The sequence below is a fragment of the Halomonas urmiana genome (assembly GCF_005780185.1).
In the GTDB taxonomy this organism is placed as follows: domain Bacteria; phylum Pseudomonadota; class Gammaproteobacteria; order Pseudomonadales; family Halomonadaceae; genus Halomonas; species Halomonas urmiana.
The window spans coordinates 1-501 of record NZ_VBUI01000085.1 but is presented as its reverse complement, the minus strand read 5'-3'; the positions used below and the strand labels follow the sequence as shown (position 1 = coordinate 501).

At 66.5% G+C, this 501-nt stretch carries 1 protein-coding gene; it reads left to right on the top strand.

The features are described 5' to 3' along the window. Window positions 1–435: electron transfer flavoprotein subunit beta/FixA family protein (locus FEI13_RS18860; RefSeq protein ID WP_138183023.1), on the top strand; the 435-nt coding region annotated here is incomplete at its 5' end. Window positions 436–501 lie beyond the last annotated feature (66 nt).

Sequence of the window (501 nt, the reverse complement as noted above, 5' to 3'; positions counted from 1 at the left end):
GAAGAGCAGCCGGGGCTGGTCATCCTCGGCAAGCAGGCCATCGACACCGACAACAACCAGACCGGCCAGATGCTGGCCGCGCTGACCGGACTGCCCCAGGGCACCTTCGCCTCCGAGGTGGTCATCGAGAACGACACGGCCAAGGTGACCCGCGAGGTCGACGGCGGCCTGCAGACGGTGTCGCTGACCCTGCCCGCCATCGTCACCACCGACCTGCGTCTCAACGAGCCGCGCTACGCCAAGCTGCCCGACATCATGAAGGCCAAGAAGAAGCCGATGGACGTCAAGACCCCGGCGGATCTGGGCATCGAGGTGGCCTCCCGGGTCAAGCTGGTCAAGGTCGAGCCGCCGGCCGAACGCCAGGGGGGCGTCAAGGTGGGCTCCGTGGATGAGCTGGTCGATAAACTCAAGAACGAAGCCAAGGTGATCTCATGAGCATTCTGGTCCTTGCCGAACATCACGACGGCGCCCTGGCCGGCGCCACCGCCCACGTGGTCGCCG